At 62.1% G+C, this 19323-nt stretch carries 20 protein-coding genes, 4 tRNA genes and 1 pseudogene; 14 read left to right on the top strand and 11 right to left on the bottom strand.

Features of this window, described 5'->3' with window-relative positions:
* The first annotated feature begins 32 nt into the window (after window positions 1-32).
* Entirely contained in the window at window positions 33-1022 is a 990-nt protein-coding gene (locus V9F06_07270) for a lysylphosphatidylglycerol synthase transmembrane domain-containing protein (GenBank protein MEI2617417.1), read from the top strand.
* Window positions 1023-1629: 607 nt separating this feature from the next.
* On the opposite strand, the gene V9F06_07265 is transcribed toward V9F06_07270, so the two are convergent.
* Both V9F06_07265 and rpsO read right to left on the bottom strand, forming a co-directional pair.
* Window positions 1630-3939, bottom strand: coding sequence for a polyribonucleotide nucleotidyltransferase (locus V9F06_07265; GenBank protein ID MEI2617416.1), 2310 nt, complete (start codon window positions 3937-3939; stop codon window positions 1630-1632).
* A gap of 340 nt (window positions 3940-4279) precedes the next feature.
* Window positions 4280-4549 (bottom strand): 30S ribosomal protein S15, encoded by a 270-nt coding sequence (rpsO, locus tag V9F06_07260; GenBank protein MEI2617415.1) that lies wholly within the window; start codon window positions 4547-4549, stop codon window positions 4280-4282.
* Between the two features lie 185 nt (window positions 4550-4734).
* Between rpsO and V9F06_07255 the strand changes: the two genes are divergently transcribed.
* The 13 genes and pseudogenes from V9F06_07255 (at window position 4735) to V9F06_07195 (ending at window position 10965) form a co-directional block, all read left to right on the top strand.
* Window positions 4735-4809: transfer RNA gene (locus V9F06_07255), tRNA-Thr, on the top strand.
* 1 nt (window position 4810) lies between these two features.
* Window positions 4811-4892 (top strand) — tRNA-Tyr (locus V9F06_07250).
* 100 nt (window positions 4893-4992) lie between these two features.
* Window positions 4993-6192 carry an elongation factor Tu gene (gene tuf / locus V9F06_07245; protein MEI2617414.1) on the top strand — a complete coding sequence of 400 codons (1200 nt, stop codon included), beginning with the start codon at window positions 4993-4995 and terminating at the stop codon, window positions 6190-6192.
* Window positions 6193-6301: 109 nt separating this feature from the next.
* Window positions 6302-6472, top strand: coding sequence for a 50S ribosomal protein L33 (gene rpmG, locus V9F06_07240; GenBank protein MEI2617413.1), 171 nt, complete (start codon window positions 6302-6304; stop codon window positions 6470-6472).
* A 15-nt stretch (window positions 6473-6487) separates the two neighbouring features.
* Window positions 6488-6560: transfer RNA gene (locus tag V9F06_07235), tRNA-Trp, on the top strand.
* A gap of 164 nt (window positions 6561-6724) precedes the next feature.
* Window positions 6725-6952: a preprotein translocase subunit SecE gene (gene secE, locus V9F06_07230; protein MEI2617412.1), complete on the top strand. Its 228-nt coding sequence runs from the start codon at window positions 6725-6727 to the stop codon at window positions 6950-6952.
* A gap of 74 nt (window positions 6953-7026) precedes the next feature.
* Window positions 7027-7590 carry a transcription termination/antitermination protein NusG gene (nusG, locus tag V9F06_07225; GenBank protein ID MEI2617411.1) on the top strand — a complete coding sequence of 188 codons (564 nt, stop codon included), beginning with the start codon at window positions 7027-7029 and terminating at the stop codon, window positions 7588-7590.
* Window positions 7591-7673: 83 nt separating this feature from the next.
* Window positions 7674-8093 (top strand): 50S ribosomal protein L11, encoded by a 420-nt coding sequence (gene rplK / locus V9F06_07220; GenBank protein ID MEI2617410.1) that lies wholly within the window; start codon window positions 7674-7676, stop codon window positions 8091-8093.
* Window positions 8094-8157: 64 nt separating this feature from the next.
* Complete coding sequence (rplA, locus tag V9F06_07215; protein ID MEI2617409.1) at window positions 8158-8880, top strand: 50S ribosomal protein L1; 723 nt, start codon at window positions 8158-8160, stop codon at window positions 8878-8880.
* A gap of 192 nt (window positions 8881-9072) precedes the next feature.
* Window positions 9073-9612: a 50S ribosomal protein L10 gene (rplJ, locus tag V9F06_07210; GenBank protein MEI2617408.1), complete on the top strand. Its 540-nt coding sequence runs from the start codon at window positions 9073-9075 to the stop codon at window positions 9610-9612.
* Between the two features lie 51 nt (window positions 9613-9663).
* A pseudogene (gene rplL, locus V9F06_07205) lies at window positions 9664-10057 on the top strand (50S ribosomal protein L7/L12).
* Window positions 10058-10133: 76 nt separating this feature from the next.
* Window positions 10134-10207: transfer RNA gene (locus V9F06_07200), tRNA-Pro, on the top strand.
* Between the two features lie 140 nt (window positions 10208-10347).
* Window positions 10348-10965, top strand: coding sequence for a response regulator (locus V9F06_07195; GenBank protein ID MEI2617407.1), 618 nt, complete (start codon window positions 10348-10350; stop codon window positions 10963-10965).
* A 3-nt stretch (window positions 10966-10968) separates the two neighbouring features.
* Here the strand turns inward: V9F06_07195 and V9F06_07190 are convergent, their stop codons facing one another.
* From V9F06_07190 to V9F06_07150, 9 genes are all read right to left on the bottom strand, one after another.
* Window positions 10969-12219, bottom strand: a complete 1251-nt coding sequence (locus V9F06_07190) for a CdaR family protein (GenBank protein ID MEI2617406.1) — start codon at window positions 12217-12219, stop codon at window positions 10969-10971.
* Window positions 12212-13159 carry a diadenylate cyclase CdaA gene (gene cdaA, locus V9F06_07185; GenBank protein MEI2617405.1) on the bottom strand — a complete coding sequence of 316 codons (948 nt, stop codon included), beginning with the start codon at window positions 13157-13159 and terminating at the stop codon, window positions 12212-12214. The genes V9F06_07190 and cdaA overlap by 8 nt, the downstream gene beginning before the upstream one ends.
* Window positions 13160-13276: 117 nt before the next feature.
* Window positions 13277-13933 carry an ATP-binding protein gene (locus tag V9F06_07180; protein MEI2617404.1) on the bottom strand — a complete coding sequence of 219 codons (657 nt, stop codon included), beginning with the start codon at window positions 13931-13933 and terminating at the stop codon, window positions 13277-13279.
* Window positions 13934-13952: 19 nt separating this feature from the next.
* Entirely contained in the window at window positions 13953-14603 is a 651-nt protein-coding gene (locus tag V9F06_07175; protein ID MEI2617403.1) for a DnaD domain protein, read from the bottom strand.
* Window positions 14588-16039, bottom strand: a complete 1452-nt coding sequence (gene dnaB, locus V9F06_07170) for a replicative DNA helicase (protein MEI2617402.1) — start codon at window positions 16037-16039, stop codon at window positions 14588-14590. Before dnaB ends, V9F06_07175 begins: the two co-directional genes overlap by 16 nt.
* A gap of 3 nt (window positions 16040-16042) precedes the next feature.
* Complete coding sequence (rplI, locus tag V9F06_07165; GenBank protein ID MEI2617401.1) at window positions 16043-16549, bottom strand: 50S ribosomal protein L9; 507 nt, start codon at window positions 16547-16549, stop codon at window positions 16043-16045.
* A gap of 165 nt (window positions 16550-16714) precedes the next feature.
* A complete protein-coding gene (gene rlmB / locus V9F06_07160) occupies window positions 16715-17518 on the bottom strand; it encodes a 23S rRNA (guanosine(2251)-2'-O)-methyltransferase RlmB (GenBank protein ID MEI2617400.1) in 804 nt (267 codons plus the stop codon).
* Window positions 17469-18860 carry a cysteine--tRNA ligase gene (gene cysS, locus V9F06_07155; protein MEI2617399.1) on the bottom strand — a complete coding sequence of 464 codons (1392 nt, stop codon included), beginning with the start codon at window positions 18858-18860 and terminating at the stop codon, window positions 17469-17471. Before cysS ends, rlmB begins: the two co-directional genes overlap by 50 nt.
* Before the next feature lie 124 nt (window positions 18861-18984).
* Window positions 18985-19263, bottom strand: a complete 279-nt coding sequence (locus V9F06_07150) for an FmdB family zinc ribbon protein (GenBank protein ID MEI2617398.1) — start codon at window positions 19261-19263, stop codon at window positions 18985-18987.
* Window positions 19264-19323: the final 60 nt, after the last annotated feature.

Here is a 19323-nt window from a genome sequence, read left to right as displayed (position 1 = left end):
CCGGGCCGCTGCCACCCAGAAACCCGAGGCTGATGTTCGACCAGATTCGTTCTCGCCTGTTGATCGGGGTACTGGCCGGCGTCGTCGTCATGGCGGCTATGGTTCTCGTTTTCGATGCAGGCAACCTTGCCGATGCCCTGCGTAACTTCGACTGGCGGCTACTCCCTCTCATCCTGGGCCTGACGGTGATCAATTACGTGCTGCGCTTCGTAAAGTGGCAGTACTTCCTTCGAGTGCTCGATATCCGGTCGCTGACACGTTGGGATTCTGCTCAGATCTTCCTGGCCGGATTCACGATGGCGCTCACCCCCGGCAAGGTCGGAGAGTACCTCAAGGCGTATCTTGTGCGGGTGCGGACTGGCGTGCCGATGGCGAGGACCGCGCCAGTTATCTTCGCCGAACGTCTCTCAGATGGCTTCGCGCTGCTCATCCTGGCGTCCTTCGGGTTGTTAGTCTTCCGCCAGGGTTGGCAGATCATGGTGGCCGGAACAATCCTGATGGCCCTCGTCGTTGTGTTGATCCAGCGCGAGGAGCTAGTCCATTCGCTGCTCAGGTGGCTGGAAGGCACGCGCATCGGCGCGCGTGTGCATCTGCTGGAGCAACTCTACGATTCAGCGCATGAGCTACTGCGACCGCGACCACTCCTGGTTGCGGTCAGCCTGGGCGTCGCGTCGTGGCTCGGTGAGTGTCTCGCGTTTGTGTTGGTGCTGGTCGGTCTGGGGATCGACCCCAGTTGGAGCCTGGTTACGGCCGGGATCTTCGTCTTCGCCTCGGCAACATGGATCGGTGGCGCGTCGATGCTGCCAGGCGGACTCGGCGCAGCGGAACTGACCGTCGCGGGCCTGCTTCTCCTTACAATCGACGACCCGGCGATGACTCCCGGTCTGGCCGGCGCCGCGACCTTGCTCATCCGCTTTGCAACTCTCTGGTTCGGTATCCTGATCGGCAGCATCGGACTGGTCCGCGTCTCGCGCTGGAGGGATGCGCCGAGCGCGGTGGAGACGGTGTCGGAGGCGTCCTGACAGAACATGAGAGAGCGGGATGAAATGAGTGAGACCCCAACAAGTCACGATAGTTGCGCTGTCTGCGGGAGTCCACTGCCGGCCGGCGCCCGCTTCTGCGCGGTCTGCGGCAATCGCATTGAGGGTGGTCAACCGGCGCGGGGGAGTCTCGGGCCCGTGTCGAGCGTGGAAAGCCCCGATATCGACGCGGAGCAGCCAACGGTCCAGTCGCCGATCGTTTCTGGCCCGATCAATGAGCCGCCGGTGATGCAGACGCCACCGGCGTCGGTGGCGGATCAGAGCCTCACCCCACCTCAACCACCGCCGGCCTGGGCCGCGACGCCTCAGCAATGGTCGGGCGCCCCCCCGCCAGCGGCGCGACACGAACCTGGCCGCAGCCGCACCTTCTGGATCCTGATTGCAGTCTTCGGCTTCATCGTATTCTGCTGTTGCGCGCTCATGTTTGCGTTGTTCGTCATATCCTGGTCAGACTCGTCGTTTCAGTCACAAATCATGGGAGCGATTTTTCAAGCTATCTGATAGCGGCGCGGCCGGCCAGATCCGCTCACGAGGATGACAGAACGCCCGGATCGATATCGATCCGGGCGTTCGCTTCAGGTCAGTTGGACTACTCGTTTGGCTTCAGGAAGCCTGGCCGGCGGGAGTCGCGTGGCCGACCATCGTCCGCGTGCTCTTGACGCGGCGCCGGACGGTCGCTCTCGTTGCGGGGGCCATCGTGGCGCGGCCCGTCGTGGCGCGGCCCGTCGCGTCGCGGGCCACTGGGGCGCGGGCCGCTGGGTCGTGGAGCGCGTGGGGGCGGCATCTCGCCGGTGATCACCGCGCGGCGGGATGCATCGAGCTTCCCGTCTGACCGAACGTCGGTGATGACGACGTCGATCCTGTCGCCGACGGCAACGACGTCTTCGGCTCGTTCGATTCGCTCCTCAGCGAGCTGCGAGATATGGACGAATGCATCACGGCCCGGCGCTATCTCGACGAACACTCCGGCAGGAATGATCGTCTTGACTGGGCCGCTCAGCCGCTCGCCGACCTGCGGCTCGTAGGTGATCTTCCTGATCTGGGACATCGCCTCGTCGGTCGCTTCCTGGCCGACGCCGGAGATGTAGATGGTGCCGTCATCCTGGATATCGATCTTGGTGGTGGTTGCCTCCTGGATGGCGCGAATCACCTTGCCACCCGGACCGATCACAGCGCCAATCTGCTCGGACTTGATCTTCATTGAGACGATGCTCGGCGCGTACATCGAACGTTCGGTGCGGGGTTCGGCAATCGCCTGCTCCATCTTGCCGAGAATGTACAGCCGACCCTCTCGGGCCTGTGCCAGTGCCTCGCGCATGATCTCGGTCGTGATGCCCTTGACCTTGATGTCCATCTGGATCGCGGTGATGCCTTCTTCGGTTCCCGCGACCTTGAAGTCCATATCGCCCAGCGCGTCTTCGATGCCCTGGATGTCAGTCAGAATGCGATAGTGGCCGGAGTCGTCGGTGATGAGGCCCATCGCCACTCCGGCAACCGGCGCCGCAATCGGCACGCCTGCATCCATCAGCGCCATTGTCGAGCCGCAGACGCTCGCCATCGATGACGACCCGTTGGAGCTCATGACTTCGGAGACGACGCGAACGACGTACGGAAACTCCGTCTGATCGGGGAGGACGGGGATCAGCGCGCGCTCGGCCAACGCTCCGTGGCCGATGTCGCGGCGAGAAGGCCCGCGCATTCGGCGCACCTCTCCGACGCTGAACGGCGGGAAGTTGTAGTGGTGCATGTAACGCTTGGATGTCTCAAGGCCGAGCCCATCGAGCATCTGGTCTTCCTTGGTCGAGCCGAGTGTTGCGACTGTGACGACCTGGGTTTGACCACGCGTGAAGATCGCCGACCCGTGGGCGCGCGGCAAGTAGCCGGTCTCGCACCAGATTGGCCGGATCTCTGACGGGTTGCGGCCATCCGGCCGATCGCCTCGATCGAGGATCGCCTTACGAACGGTCGCCTTCATCAACGCCTCGAACGCGTTGGTATAGGTCTTCGCCGCGGCAGCTGCATCTGCGCCCGACGCCTGTGCCTGCTCAACGAAGTGCTGGACGGCGTCACGTTTCAGTTCTGACGTTGCCGACTGACGGGCTTCCTTGTCGGCATTGAACAGGGCATCGTCGAGTCGACTGCCGACATAGTCGCGGAGACTCGAGGTGACAGTCTCGTCCTTTGGCGTGACCTTCGGGTCTCGCTTTGGCTTGCCGACGCGTGCCTGGAGCTGGAGCTGAGCATCAACAATGCGTCGGATTTCGTCGTGCGCGAGCGCGATCGCGTCGACAAGCAGGTGCTCGGGAATCTCGTGCGCCTCGCCTTCGACCATCATGATCGCGTCGGCGGTGCCGGCCACGACGATGTCGAGCTCGCTGGACTCCTCCGTCGCAAGGGGATTGATAACGAGTTGGCCGTCAACGTACCCGACGCGGACTGCGCCAACTGGACCCTGAAACGGGACACTCGAGATCGTCAGCGCGGCGGAAGCGCCGTTGATCGAGAGGATGTCTGGATCGTTGACCTGGTCTGCCGAGAGAACCGTCGTGATGACCTGAACCTCGTTGCGATAGCCGGATGGGAATAGAGGCCGGATCGGGCGGTCGGTGAGGCGCGCCGACAGGATCGCGTGCTCGGTCGGTCGGCCCTCACGCTTGATGAATCCGCCTGGAATCTTGCCAGCGGCGAACATACGCTCTTCGTAATCCACCGTCAGCGGAAAGAAGTCCATGCCCTCGCGAGGCTCGGCCTCGCCCTCGGCGGTCGAAAGAACGAGCGTGTCGCCGTAGCGTACGGTGACGGCGCCATCGGCCAGGCCGGCGATCCTGCCTGTTTCGAAGACAAGATCGCGCCCGGCAACAGTCAGGCGTATCTCGGTAATGTTTGGACGATTATCCATGGTTGTTCTGTTTCCCTACTTCTCACCGCGCGTCAATGCGCGGCATATCATTGCCGGGCGGGTAACGGCTCCGCCGGCTCTACCGCGGTGAGGGTTAGGGACTGGAGCTTGAAGGCGTGAGCCGTCCCCATGCTTCAGTTCCTAACGCTCACCTCCGCGGCGTTCCTGGCGATGGCTATAACGCAAGTCATCGGCCTGGTTGGTCAAGCGTCGATGGTTGGCAAGCTCCTTCCAGTTACTCCAAAGCCGGGATAACACACGAACAGCCCAGGGCCAATTGGCCCTGGGCTGGCGTTCGCACGATTCTGGCCGCGGATTGAAGACGCGAACGGTGGCAATCTCAGCGCCGCAGACCAAGCCTGGCGATCAGCGTCCGGTATCGGTCGCTATCATTCTGGTTGAGATACGCAAGCAGCCGACGACGCCGTCCAACGAGCTTCAGCAGCCCGCGACGGGAATGATGGTCGTGCGGGTGTTCGCGCAGGTGCTCGATCAACCCATTGATCCGCTCGGTGAGGAGCGCGATCTGAACTTCCGGTGACCCGGTATCGGTGTCGTGGGTTCGATAGTTCTCAACGATGTCGTCCCGCTGGGTCTTCTGCAATGTCATCCGCGAGCAGCCTCCCTGCGCAATTTGCTCTCATGCCGCCCGTAGGCAGCGTACGTCTTCAACATACAACGATATCAGAAAGGCCACATGCCAGCAATCGAAAATCAACCCTGCGTGAAGCTCACGCTGGCCGTTGACATGCTACGACACTCTCGATACAATTTCCGCTCGGTGCTCGATCGCACGCCGACGTAGCTCAATGGCAGAGCAGCTGTTTTGTAAACAGCAGGTTGCGGGTTCGAGTCCCATCGTCGGCTCCAGGGGGAGATACCCAAGTGGCCAAAGGGGGCTGGCTGTAAACCAGCTGCGCAATGCTTCGGGGGTTCGAATCCCTCTCTCCCCACCGGCCCGTCTTTAACGCGTAAAGATGGGCCTTTTGCGTGTTCATTCTGTCACAGTAGCGCATGGCACCATCGCGCCGAGCTCAGGAGGTACGAGGGACAGTGGCGAAGCAGAAGTTTGAGCGGACGAAGCCGCACGTAAACGTTGGGACGATTGGTCACGTTGATCATGGAAAGACGACGTTGACGGCGGCGATCACGAAGACATTGGCGATCAAGGGTGAGGCGGCGTTCCGGTCGTTCGACTCGATCGACAATGCGCCGGAGGAGCGCGAGCGTGGGATCACGATCGCGATCTCGCATGTGGAGTACGAGACAGACGCGCGGCACTACGCGCACGTGGACTGTCCCGGGCACGCGGACTACGTAAAGAACATGATCACGGGTGCGGCGCAGATGGACGGTGCGATTCTGGTGGTGAGCGCGCCGGACGGGCCGATGCCGCAGACGCGGGAGCACATTCTGTTGGCGCGGCAGGTAGAAGTGCCGGCGATGGTGGTGTTTCTGAACAAAGTCGACATGATGGACGACGAGGAGCTGCTGGAGCTGGTCGAGCTCGAAGTGCGGGAGTTGTTGAGCCAGTACAACTTCCCTGGGGATGAGATTCCGATCATTCGTGGGAGCGCGCTTGCGGCGTTGGAGTCGACGAGCACGGACATCACGGCGCCGGAGTATGCGCCGATCCTGGAGTTGATGCAGGCGGTGGACGACTACATTCCGACGCCGGCACGAGCGGTGGACCAGCCGTTCCTGATGCCGGTGGAGGACGTCTTCGGGATCAAGGGACGTGGGACGGTCGTGACCGGTCGGATCGAGCGTGGGCTGGTGAAGATTGGGGAGACGATCGAGATCGTCGGGATCCATCCGACGCGAGCGGTAGTGGTGACCGGGGTCGAGATGTTCCAGAAGACGTTGGACCAGGGGGAAGCCGGGGACAACGTCGGGTGTTTGCTGCGGGGCGTTGAGCGAGCGGACATTGAGCGCGGGCAGGTCTTGGCGAAGCCCGGGTCGATCAAGCCGCACACGACGTTTGCGGCGGAGGTGTACGTCTTGTCGAAGGAAGAGGGTGGGCGTCACACGCCGTTCTTCCCGGGGTACCGGCCGCAGTTCTACATTCGGACGACGGATGTCACGGGAGCGATCCAGTTGCCGGCGGGTGTTGAGATGGTAATGCCTGGGGACAACATCCAGATGGACGTAGAGCTGATCCAGCCGGTGGCGATCGAAGAGGGGCTACGATTCGCGATTCGCGAGGGTGGTCGCACGGTCGGCGCTGGCGTTGTTACCAAGATCACCAAGTAGCCAGCGTCAACGCTGAGGCTGCGGTATACTTCAAGATCGAATAATTGCCGTGTCGGGCGGCTCACTGGCCGCCCGACACCTTCCTCGGCCGGAATCGGGGTGATGTATAATGGCCAAGAAGAGCAAGGCGGACCGGATGGTCATTACGCTCGAGTGCACGGAGTGCAAGGAGCGCCCGTACACGTCCGAGAAGAATCGTCGGAATGACCCGAGCCGCCTGGAGTTGCGGAAGTTCTGCCCGCGCTGTCGCTCGCATCGGCTCTTCCGCGAAACGCGGTAGACGCGCCGATATCTTAGGGTCGTAGCTCAATTGGTAGAGCAGCGGTCTCCAAAACCGCAGGTTGCGGGTTCGATTCCTGCCGGCCCTGCCCCTTCCTCTCTGGAGGAGGGGAAGAACCAGACGGTGACGCGACGGTTGTGGGGCGAAGCGCCGAGGCTCGCCCCGTCTTTGTGTTGATAGCCCGGCGACGGCGCCGGTATTGCCGAGCGGCGCGCCGCCGTCAGGCACGATCCACACGACGAGGAAGGCGACATGTCGACCAGGACGACGAGTAAGGGCGGTCAACGCGGTGGTTTCGTGGGCTCGCTCCAGACGCTGGTGCGAGACACGATGACCGAGGTTCGCAAGGTCTCATGGCCGGACACCGAGACGACCCGCAACCTGACGCTGCTCGTCATCGCGATGGCAGCGATTCTCGGCGCGGTTCTGGGCGGGATCGACGCGGTCTTTATCCGGATCTGGGAATGGATTCCGTCCTGACCTCAGGTCGGGCCACGCGGATCGGGAACGGGAGACGAGGAACGGTGACACGGTCGATACGCGAGCGCCTGGCTATGGCACGGGACACACAACGCGCCGAAGAGACTGGTTCGCAGGGCCAGTGGTACGTCATTCACACGTACTCTGGCTATGAGAATAAGGTGCGCCAGAATCTGCTGCACCGCGTCGAGTCGATGGATGTGGCCGACAGGATCTTCGAGGTGGTTGTCCCGACCCAGGACGAGATCGAGATCAAGGCCGGCCAGCGTCAGACCGTGCAGCGCAAGGTGTTCCCGGGTTATGTCCTCGTGAAAATGGTCCTGGACGAAGATTCCTGGCATGTCGTCAGAAACACCCCCGGCGTCACCAGCTTCGTTGGCTCGGGCAACAAGCCGATGCCGCTCGATGATGGGGAGATCGACTCGATCATGCGCGGCATGACGGCCGAAGCGCCGAAGGTCAAGGTGTCCCTCTCGGTCGGCGACACAGTCAGGATCATGGACGGCCCATTTGCGGATTTCCGTGGTGCAATCGACGACATCAACCAGGAGAAGGGCAAGATCAAGGTACTCGTGTCGTTCTTCGGACGCGAGGTGCCGGTTGAGCTTGACTTCTTGCAGGTTGAGCGCGAGGTCTAGGATCGGGCGCTACGACATGCCCGCACGGTGGTGCGGGCATCCTCTTGCATCGATAACAGGTCAGGAAGGGAGACGTTTGACGGTTGGCTAAAAAGATCAGGGCGTATATCAAGCTGCAGATTCCCGCAGGTAAGGCGACCCCCGCGCCGCCGATCGGCCCGGCGCTGGGGCAGCACGGTGTCGCGATCATGAACTTCTGCAAGGAGTACAACGAGCGCACCGCCAGCATGGTGGGACAGATCGTCCCCGTTGTTATCACGGTGTTCGAAGATCGTTCGTTCACCTTCGTCACCAAGACGCCGCCGGCCGCGGACCTTCTCCGCCGTGCTGCGGGCATTGACAAAGGCTCCGGCAACGTCAAGACCATCTCCGGCAAGGTCACGCTCGATCAGGTCCGCGAGATCGCCGAGCTGAAGATGCGCGATCTCAACGCGGTCGATCTCGACGGAGCGATGAAGCAGGTCGAAGGCACCGCGCGGTCCATGGGAATCCAGATCGTCTAGGCTCGCTACGAGCTACATCGTGGGAGGGGCGCGCTGCCCCGCACGCACCACAGGAGGAACAGACATGCCCAAGCGTGGCAAGAAATACCAGGCAGCAGTGAAGCTGCTCGAGCCGGAACGCGAATACGAGGTCAAGGATGCGGTCGAACTGCTGAAGAAGATGTCGTACGTCGGATTCGACGAGACTGTCGAGATGCATTTCCGACTCGGCATCGACCCGCGACAGGCAGATCAGGCGGTTCGCTCGACCGTTATTCTCCCGGCCGGCACCGGCAAGGTAACGCGCGTGCTCGTGTTCGCCGTCGGTGACGCGGCGCGCATCGCGCAAGAGGCCGGCGCGGACTATGTCGGCAGCGACGATCTCGTCAAGCAGATCAACGATGGCTGGCTCGAGTTCGACTCGGCGATCGCAATGGCTGACCAGATGGGCAAGGTTGGCGGACTCGGACGAATCCTGGGTCGTCGCGGCCTGATGCCAAACCCCCGCTCCGGCACCGTCGTTCGCACCCCGGAGGATCTTCCCGGTGTCATTCGTGAGCTGAAGGGCGGTCGAGTCGAGTTCCGTAACGACCGGACTGGCCTGGTTCACGTTGCGATCGGCAAGCTGAGCTTCTCCGAAGACCGCCTGGTGGAAAACGCGAATGCGCTGATCGACGCGATCCAGCGCCACAAGCCCCAGGCAGCCAAGGGCATCTATTTGCGGACGATCACGCTCACCAGTACAATGACCCCCGGCATCCCGCTCGACGTTGCTACCACCGTCGCTTCGGCGGCTCAGGCAGGATAGTCACGCAGGACGCTGGATACACCAACGCAACGTTCGCGCCGAAGACAGCCGGGGCTCGACTTCGAGCTTAATCATCCGGCCGAGGACGCGGGGAATTGTTTCGCAATCCCTATCGGGATCTGTGTGGACGCCCTCGTGCCGTCTGGCGCTAGGGCGTTTGCATTGGATTCTGAAGGGAAGGAGGTGAACCGGATGCCAACGAAGAAGAAGGTCGATACCGTTGCGGAACTGACTGAAGTCCTCAGCCGTTCCCGACTGACGATCCTGGCCGACTACCGCGGGCTTTCCGTCTCGGACATGCAGAACCTGCGGACGCAATTGCGGCCGCTGAATGCCGAGGTTCGGGTGGCGAAGAACACACTCGCCCGACGCGCAGCGCAGCAGAACGAGATGGACGCGCTCGCGCCGGAGCTTGTCGGGCCGATGGCCATCGTTACCGCGTTCGATGACCCGGTCCAGCCGGCCAAGGTCGTCTCGGACTTTGCTCGCACCTCACGCATTCTCCAAATCAAGGCGGGGATGCTCGAGGGTCAGCTACTTCGCGCAGATCAGGTAGAGGCGCTTGCCAGCCTGCCAAGTCGTGACGTGCTGATCGCGAGGGTGGTCGGCGGGCTAGCGAGCCCGTTGTACGGGATTGTTGGCGTGCTTGCCGCGCCGATCCGCTCGCTCCTGTATGTCCTGCAGGCGCGATCAACGCAACTTGGCGGCGAAGACGAAAGCACAGCCGCCTGATTCGGGACGCATGAGAATTTCGAGCAACAGGGAACAGGGAGAAGTCAAGCTATGGCGATGTCCGAAGAGAAGATGAGCGAGCTGATCGCGTCGATCGAGGAGATGAGCGTTCTCGAGCTGTCACAGCCTCGTCAAGGCGCTCGAAGATCGTTTCGGTGTGTCGGCAGCCGCGCCGATGATGGCGGCCGCTGCGCCGGCAGGCGGCGGCGCCGTGGCCGAGGCTGTGGAAGAGCAGACCGAGTTCGATGTCGTCCTCACCGAGATCGGCGCGAACAAGGTCCAGGTCATCAAGGCGGTCCGTGAGCTGACCAGCCTGGGCCTGAAGGAGGCAAAGGACCTCGTCGAGGCCGCCCCGAAGGCTGTCAAGGAGGGCGTGACCAAGGACGAGGCCGAGGCGGCAAAGACCAAGCTCGAAGAGGTTGGCGCCAAGGCCGAGGTCAAGTAGCCACCACCGTCTGATCATCAATCGGAGGCCGCGCGCATCGTGCGGCCTCCGATTATCGTATACTGACGACCAACGACGGGGCGTGGCGCAGTCCGGTAGCGCACCGGTATGGGGTACCGGTGGTCGGAGGTTCGAATCCTCTCGCCCCGACCGACGACCACTTCGACTGACGATGATTCATCGACGCATCGTTGCCTGGTCTCCTGGACCCGTCAGCGGGCGGCTGCCGATACAGCGTAGAATCGGAGCCGGATCTCGCAGCGATTCGTTTGCAGGAGTAGGGTATTCGCATGTCGACGACGACATCACCCCCAAGCACGCGCATTATCATCGCAGACGATGAGTCGCTCATTCGTATGGATCTGCGCGAGATGTTGTCACATCTCGGATATGACGTTGTCGGTGAGGCGGGCGACGGCCGTGAGGCGATCGAGCTTGCTGACCGATTGCGTCCCGATCTCGTCATCATGGATATTCGCATGCCAGAGCTCGATGGGATCAGCGCCGCTCAGGAGTTGGCTGTTCGACGCATCGCCCCGGTGGTGCTGCTGACCGCGTACTCCGAGCATTCACTCATCGGCCGGGCGAAGGACGCTGGAGTCTGCGGATATCTCGTGAAGCCATTCCGCGAGACAGAGTTGATGCCAGTGATCGAGCTTGCACTTTCCCGTTTCCGTGAAATGTGCCACCTCGAGCAGGAGGTTACTGACCTTCGTGAGGCACTCGAGACGCGCAAGCTCGTTGAGCGCGCCAAAGGAGTTCTCATGGAAGTCCACGGCCTCCGTGAGTCTGAGGCGTTCAATCGGATGCGGAAGACGAGCATGGACAATCGGAAGTCCATGCGCGAGGTTGCGGAGGCTATCCTGCTGACCTACGAGGTCCAGATGGGGTCGCCCGCGCGGCCGTGATCGTCAGGGAGCCACGGTAGCCGTTGGTGTCGGCGGTGGTGGCAGGACGATCGTGACCGTCACCTGCTGTGGCGCATCGGCATATTGGACGCGCGGCGGAAGAATCGCGCGTGGGCGTATATCGCGAACCCCGGCGCCCAACCCTCCGACATCGACGACAATCGAAATCTCTGACCCCGTCAACGCTGCGATCTCTTCCTGGGGTCCCTCAACGGTCAGGCTCGCCGTCGGCGGGCTTACCGTGACAGTTGCGCCCGGAGGTCGATTCAATACCTGAATCGGAATGTCCTCGAACGTCCGCGTTGACACCTGTTGGCTGACCTGGACAAGGACGCTGACGACCGATGGATCAATCGTCACGCCTTTCGGTAGCGAAGATGTCTCGATCTGTATGTCGTTCAGCACGGTCGTCGCAGTGAGGCCCCCTGTGTCGATCGGCGTCGTGTAGATGTACTGAATCTGGGCGAGGGCGTCAGAGGGACCGTCGAGAAGGACGGTCGATGGTGAGGCTTGCGGATAGCCCAGCACCTGGAACCCCGGCGCGGCAGTGCAACCGCACTGGACGAAGACGGGGATCTCCTTGCCACGCGTGGCAAGGTCGACTGAGAGTGTGACTGTCGATGGGGTGAGAGTGATGCTGTCGATCGGCATGTTGTTTTCGTCGACGGCCTGTGGGGTTACCTTGGCCGTAAACGACGTCGTTCGGCCACCGATAGCCACCGGGACGATGACCTGGGCAACACGTTCAACGTTCCGCTGAACCCCTGTCACCGTTACCGTGTCGATGTCAACATTCGATTTCGTGACCTCCAGGTTACGAGGAAGGTCGTTCGGCGAAAGAAGCTTCACTGGGAATGTCTGCGATACGAGCGTATCCAACGCGACCGGAATCTCCGTCGGCGTGACTCTGGCGGTCCGCACACCGCGGGGCACATCTACCCCCACCTTTTCTGTCGCCGTTCCCGGACCAGTCCGATCGTCGAGACTCACCCAGGCGACGATGCGGCTCGGATCCAGCGTCTGAATGACGCTGCGGGGCGCCTGAATCCTGATTTCAACGACATCGAGCGGCGAGACGATCTCCAGATTCGGCGCTTTTTGGCGGATTTCAACTTGCACATTGTTCGCGATGTAGGTCTGCTCCGGATCATTCTCGTTTGTCACCCATGCCCAGAGCGCGAACGCGAGCACCAGTGAGAGGCCAAAGCGCACGAGATTGCCCGTGTCGGCAAATGTGCGTACACGTCTAATCATGGTTATTCGTCTTATCTTTCGAAGAGTCTGGCTTCGAGCCCGTTCTGCGCGGAGTCTCGCTTTGGCCATCCTGGGACGGCGTGGAATCGTCGGCAACGAACCGGTTGAACAGGCCGCGCAGGAGTGACGAACGAGGCGACCGTTTCTCTTCCGCCGCTGTTCCGACTCTCAGCAACGAGAGTAGCGCTCGGCGCAGCCTTTCGGTATCGAGATTCTCCGTCAACTGGCCGTCGTGAGCTATCGAGATGCGGTTCGTCTCTTCGGACACAACGACTGCGATCGCATCCGACTCCTCGGTGATACCGACCGCGGCCTGATGTCGTGTGCCGATCTTTCCTCCGGGGATCTCTCGCTGGGAGAGTGGCAGGATGCAGGCAGCCGCCACAATCCGGTCGCCCCGGATGATCACCGCGCCGTCGTGGAGTGGGGAGTTCGGGAAGAAGATGTTGATCAGTATCTGCCGAGAGACGAGTGCGTCGATCCGCACGCCGCGGTCGGCGTATTCCTGCAGGCCAGTCTCTCGCTCGATCACGATCAACGCTCCGTAGCCGATGCGGCTGAGCTGAGAGGCGGCGCGGCTGATTCCATCGAGCGTGCGTTCGGCGTCACGGTCGGGGCTAATCGCAAACGGTGGCCGTAGCCAGGCACTGGTATGTCCTAGTTGCTCGAGCGCGCGCCGAAGCTCTGGCTGGAAGATAATTGGAATCGCAACGATGAGCATCGGCCAGGATCGCGAGATCAACCAGTTCAAGGCCGTCAGGTTGAAGATCCGCGAAGCGGCGAGCACGCTGACGATCAGGATGATCAGTCCGCGGATGAGTTGTGCCGCGCGCGTTCGTTGGGCGAACCACAACAGCCAGAAGAAAATGAGTGATACCGCGAAGATATCGATCAGCGCGCGGGCATCGAGCCTGGTAAATATCCAGGGCAGTTCTGGCATAGCCTACCCAGACGTGCGACGACAGTGATCCTTACCTGATTGTAGCCCAGTGGCGTCTATTGCTGCCGCTACGCGCGTGCGATGTCTCCGTCAGACCACTGGATCCGCCAGGATCCACTAGCGTCCGCGAGATCGTGGCCGGCGGGGTGATCGATCCCGGTAGTCCGGCGCGTCGATGTAGATCGTCGTGGCGAGCTGCCAGTCCACCAGTCGAGACCGGATCCGCGGATCGACACGGTCGAGATCGTTCGTCGTGACGACCATCGGCGCATTCTCGTTGTAGCGGTGATTGATGATCTGGAACAGCTTCTCGCGCGCCCACGGCGTTGCGTTCTCCGTCCCCAGATCGTCGAGGACGAGCAGATCCGCGCCGCGGAATGCGGCGAATCGGTCGTCGTAAGACGCCTCCGCGTCCGGCCCGAACGTTGTCCGCAGATAGTCCAGCAGATCCGGGACAACCGCGAATACCGGATTCATCTGGAGCTCGTGGAGCGCATAGTTCGCGATCGCGGCCGCAAGGTGAGTCTTGCCGCATCCGTAGGGGCCGACAAGAACCAGCCAGCGGTGTGGGTGGCGAGCAAAGGCGAGGGCGCTCTCGAACGCCTCCTGGGCTCCACGGATCGCCGGATCGAACGACTCGAACGTCATATCGCGAAACGGCGACATGTCGCTGAACTGGCGCGCGTGGCTCTGGGATCGCTTGCGCCGCTCTTCCAGCTTGCAGACACATGGTAGAAGCCTGCTGAAATTCGGGCTGCCGACTGTTGCGTCCATCCGCAAGTAGCCTGCGCCGTTACAGATCGGGCAGATCTCCTCGTCGGAAGAGGTGTGAGTACTTTCCGTGGAGGTGCTTTTCTCGAGTGATATCCCCCTGAGCACCTCGCCGATCGGCTTCATCGTTCCGGCCCTCCGCGGCCCAATTTTCAAGAATGCGTTGGATGTATCTCCAGTTGCGACGATTGTAGTTGACTGACTCTCCGATGGCGTCCTCGATCCACGTTTCGGGATAGCGCTCGAGCGCGTCGACCAGGCGATCGGCGATGATCGGCGTCACCAGGCCGATGTTCTGCTCGTACATCGTGAATATACTCGGGCGTTCAAGAATCAACGTCCCATGCCACGGCGGGCTGATATCGGCGGGCGTAGCAATCGGAGCACGCGCGGTGCGTTGGTTTTCGTCGGTGCCGAGCAGCAGCCATCGCGTGCCCGTCTCGTCCAAAAGCCGCAACACCAACCCGCGGACAATCGCTCGATCCAGACCCTCTTGCAGCCGCAGGCTAACGTCACGATCCGATCCGTCCGCCCGCGCGCCGTGCCGCAGCGTCGGCTCTTCGATCAAGAACGATTCACGGACAGGCTCGGAGGTTCCGCCCATGATTGCGACAGCGAGGACGACCTTAACCTCGATCGGATCCCAGACATCGGAGATCAATCTGGCGAGCATCGAAGCCGGAACGGGGGGAGCTGATCCTCCGGAGTACTCGGCGGGCACGAAGCAGGTCCTTCGGTTGGCTCGACGAAAGAGATCGCCGCTACAGCTTCTGGCTCGCGGTATGTCTCAAGGTCCGCGAAGCGCGCTGTGCGGTCGAAGAACCGCAAGTGTACCGTTCCGACCGGGCCGTTGCGGTGCTTGGCGACGATGATATCGGCGATTCCCTTGCGCTCCGTGTCGGCGTCGTAGACCTCCTCGCGATAGATGAACGCCACAATATCGGCGTCCTGCTCGATCGAGCCGGATTCGCGGAGGTCGGAGAGCATCGGGACGTGGGATTGGCGTGTCTCGACGGCGCGTGAGAGCTGGGCGAGCGCAACGACCGGGATGTTCAGCTCACGCGCCAACTGCTTTAGCGAGCGGGAGATTGTCGAAATCTCCTGGACGCGGTTGTCGCCTCGGCCACCCGCGGTCATCAGCTGCAGGTAATCGACGATGATGATGTCAAGGCCGCGCTCCGCGTGCAGGCGACGGGCCTTGGAGCGGAGATCCATGATGCTGACCGACGCCGTGTCGTCGATATAGATCGCCGCTTCGGACAAACGTCCAAATGCACGGGTCACACTCGACCATTCACTGTCGTCGATATATCCGAGGCGCAGGCGGTGGGAATCAATGCCGGTCTCCATCGCCAGAAGGCGCTGGACAATCTGTTCGGCTGACATCTCCAGCACGAACAATCCAACCGTCTTCCCGAAGCGGACGGCCGAGTTGTAGGCGACCCCCAGCCCGAGCGCCGACTTGCCGACGGCCGGCCGGGCGGCGATGATAATGAGATCAGATGGCTGAAGCCCACCCGTCAGCTTGTCGATGTCGGCAAATCCGGTTGGCACGCCGACGATCGTGCCCTTGTGCTGGTGAAGAGTGTCGAGCCGGTCGAAATACTCTTCGAGCACTTCGCCAATCGTCCGGAAGTCGCGCGTGGAGCGGCGTTGCGAGACGTTGAAGACCGCCTGTTCCGCTCGATCGATGGCGTCCTCGACGTTGAGCGAATCGTCGTAACCGATCGTGACAACTTCGGTGCCAGCGCCGATCAGTCGCCGTAGCGTTGCCGTTCGCTCGACGATACGACCGTAATACTCGACATGAACGGATGTCGGCGTCGCGGCGATCAGCTCAGCGAGATAGGTCTCGCCACCGGCGTCGTCCAGTCGGTTGTTTCGTCGGAGCTCATCGACGAGCGTGATCAGATCGGTCGGCTCCCGGCGGTTGTAGAGGTTGATGATCGCCTCGTAGACGATCCCGTGAGCCGAGCGGTAGAAGTCGGTGGGCTTGACGTACGACGCGATCCGAATGACGGCATCGCGGTCGATCAGCAACGACCCCAACACGGATTGCTCCGCATCGATATTGTGGGGTGGTAGACGATCGACCGCCTGTGCCGTCATCGGTTATTCGGACTCGCTGTCCTCGTCGCTCGACTCCGGCTCCACGGGCGTGGGGACGTAGTCCGGGTCGAATGCGACGACGACGATTGTCGGGGTCAGCCGGCCGACCAGTCGAACCGTGACCTCGTGCTCGCCGAGCGAGCGGATTGGATCTTCCAGGTCGACCTTGCGGCGATCGATTTCCTCGCCGACAGCGGCGGCCAGCTTTTCGGCCACATCGGCGGCAGTGATCGACCCATAGAGACGGCCCTGTTCGCCGGCACGCACCTGGATCTCGATCCGGGTGCCCTGAATCCGATCGGACAGACCTCGGAGCTCTTCCTCCTGCCGGGCGATGCGCCGAGCCTCAGCGGCCTGTCGCTCCTCGACCTGTCTGATCGAGCCAGTCGTGGCGATCGTGGCTATCCCCTTGGGGATGAGGTAGTTGCGCGCGTAACCCGGCGCGACATCCTGGACTGTCCCGGCATCGCCAAGCTTGGGGATGTCCTGCATCAGAATGACCTTGACCACGAAGACCCTTCCTCACTGTCTGTCGAAAGAACGCGCGTCGCCCCTTGCGACAGGCGGGCGAATCGTGACACGCGTGGCCCTGGCCATGCAGCATCGACGCGACCCGAACGCGCGACCAACAAGTGTATACCGTTCGACCATCATCTCACCACCGTGTCACCGGATTCAGCGGTCTCGAACCACCTCGTAGAGCGCGATCGATCCTGCGACCGCCGCGTTCAGTGATTCGATCCGCCCAACCATCGGGATCGCGGCGATGATATCGCAACTCTCGCGGACGAGCCGGCGCAACCCGGCCCCTTCCGAGCCAACAACGACAACCACGGGCGGGCGCATGCTGACGTCGAACAGCGGCTCCGAGTCCTCCTCGCCGGCCAACCCAACGACCCAGAATCCGGCGTCCTTCGCGCGCTGGAGCCAACGCGTGAGATTTACCTCCTGCCGGATCATGAGATGCTCGACGGCGCCAGCCGACGCATTCACGACTGATGGTGTGATCGCCGCTGCTCGGTCGGTCGGGATCACCACCGCGCTGACACCAGTGACTTCCGCGGTGCGCATCAACGTCCCGACATTCTGGGGATCCACCAGCCCGTCGAGCACCAGTAGCGTTGCTGAGTTGCTGGCGAGCATCTGGAGATCGAGGCTTTCCGAATAATCGTATGGTGAGGTCTCGAGCGCGACCCCCTGATGATGCCCGATGATCTGCTCGTCCAGGCGATGGCGTGGGACGACCTCAATCCGCACGCCACAAGACGCGGCAAGCTGCGCGATTGCGTCGACGCGTTCCTTCAGTTCCGCGGCGTCGCTGACGAGCAACCGGCGATGCCGTCGCCGGCCGGCTCGAAGCGACTCCTGAACTGCGTTCCGGCCGTAGAGCCACTCAGCGCCGGGTGACGTGCCACCACGGCGATGGTGTTCAGGTCTGTTCTTTTCGGCGCCAGGTCGCGCCGGTGGGCGAGTCCTCAACCACAATCCCCCGTTCTGTCAACGCATCGCGGATGCGATCCGACAGCGCCCACTGCTTCGCAGTTCGTAATTCATCGCGGATCGCGATCAAGAGGTCGATAAATGGCGCTGCGTCCCCGGATTGAGATCCTTCAGTCTTGCCGAGCTCCAACCCGAGGACGCCGGATAGCTCGACCAGAGCCGACTGATAGAGGTGTTTCGCGTCGCCGGTTGCACGGTTCGCCATCCGGGCAAGGTCGAAGAGGACGGAGACGGCGATCGGCGTGTTGAAGTCGTCGTCCATCGCAGCCCGGAAGCGTGCCTCGGCCTCGGCGGCTGCGGCGTGTGCCTCGGCGTCGTGCGCGGTAGCCATCGCGTCGTAGCCACGGACTGCCGTGTCGAGCCGTTCCAGCCCGCGCCGTGCCGCTTCGAGTACCTCGCCGCTGTAGACAAGCGGGTTGCGATAAATCGACTGCAGCACCGCCAGCCGAAATGCTCGCCCGTCGTTGTGCGCGATCAGCTCGCGAAGCGGGATGAGGTTGCCGATTGACTTGCTCATCTTCTCCCCGCCGAGCTGGAGCATCCCGTTGTGCATCCAGTAGCGAGCGAATGGGCGATTCTCAGGAAATGCCTCGGACTGGGCGATTTCGTTCTCATGGTGCGGGAAGATAAGGTCGGATCCACCACCGTGAATGTCGATCGTATTCCCGAGGTGTTCCATCGCCATGACCGAGCACTCGATGTGCCAGCCCGGCCGGCCGGGTCCCCATGGGCTCTCCCAGGCCGGCTCGCCTTTCTTGGCGGACTTCCAGAGGGCGAAGTCCATCGGGTTCTCCTTGCGCGGATCTATGTCGACCCGGGCGCCGGCCAGCATGTCATCGAGGTTGCGGTGGCTCAGCTTGCCATACCCGGCGAAGCTCGAGACACGATAGTTGACGTCTCCCCCCTCTACGACGTAGGCATGTCCGGTATCGATGAGTGACTGGATCATCTCGACAATCCCGTCGATCTCGTCGGTGGCGCGAGGGTAGACAGTGGCCGGCAGAATGTTCAGCGCAGCCGTCTCCTCGAGCCATGATTCGATGAGCTGCTCGGACAGCGCGCGCGGGTCGATACCGAGGTCGGCCGCGCGATTGATGATCTTGTCATCGACATCAGTGAAGTTCTGCGCGTGGTGAACGACGTACCCGTTCCACTCCAGATATCGGCGGATCACGTCGAAGGTGAGCGCCGACATCGCGTGGCCGATGTGAGCGTCCGCGTATACCGTCGGCCCGCAGACGTACATCCGCACCGTTCCCGGCTCGATGGTCTCGAACGGCTCTTTCGACCGAGTCATCGTGTTGTAGATCATGAGTGGCATGTTCGCTCAACCTTTCAGCGTGCTCGTCGCGGGACATGCAGAACGGGGGCGGCTTCGTAGCGCTCACCCCCGTTGTGTCGAATCTGGCTGTGTCGCCGGCCTCCCGGCGGGCCGCGTTGCGCGATCAGGAGTCTGGCGCGCTCTTGACGGTCTCTTTTTTGTCGGACTTCTCGGCTGTACCGGGAGAATCCGACACCGGCTTCGACGCACTGGGGGTGGTTGCGGCCGAGCGGCTGTCGTTCACATACCAACCGGAACCCTTGAAGATCACACCGGTGGGATATACGACGCGACGCACGCCGGCTCCACAGACCGGACAGTCACGAATCGGATCTTCGGAGAAGCTCTGGCGAATATCGAAGCGATGACCACAACTATCGCACGCGTACTCATAGGTTGGCATTGTGATCGGTAATCCTTGCTATCCTGCTACCTCGCGCTCCGAGGTAGACGATCAATTATA

The sequence above is a fragment of the Thermomicrobiales bacterium genome, from assembly GCA_037045155.1.
GTDB lineage: Bacteria > Chloroflexota > Chloroflexia > Thermomicrobiales > CFX8 > JAMLIA01.
Note: the sequence above shows the minus strand (reverse complement) of the source record. Positions and strands in the feature narration are given on the sequence as shown.